This window comes from Aeromonas caviae, from assembly GCF_000819785.1.
GTDB lineage: Bacteria > Pseudomonadota > Gammaproteobacteria > Enterobacterales > Aeromonadaceae > Aeromonas > Aeromonas caviae.
In genome coordinates this window covers 1-244 of record NZ_CDBK01000111.1, presented here as the reverse complement: position 1 = coordinate 244, position 244 = coordinate 1, and the positions used below count along the sequence as shown (strand labels likewise).

Sequence of the window (244 nt, the reverse complement as noted above, 5' to 3'; positions counted from 1 at the left end):
TGCCCGGCTTGAGCAGGATGGCGTCGGGCACCGCAATCTTGCCGATATCGTGCAGCTCGGAAAAAAGGTGAATGAACTCCACCTCCTCGTCACTCAAGGGGTAATGGGCCGCCACCTCCCGGGCGATGAGCCGCGAATAGGCCGACATGCGGTGCAGGTGATTGGCGGTCTCCTCGTCCCGGTAGCGGCTGAACTCCCGCACCGTGGTCAGGGCCCCGTTCAGGGTCTGGATGGAGAAGAACTC

1 pseudogene is annotated in these 244 nt (G+C 62.7%); it reads right to left on the bottom strand.

Features of this window, described 5'->3' with window-relative positions:
* A pseudogene (locus BN1120_RS20260) lies at nt 1-244 on the bottom strand (phosphodiesterase); the annotation flags it as partial.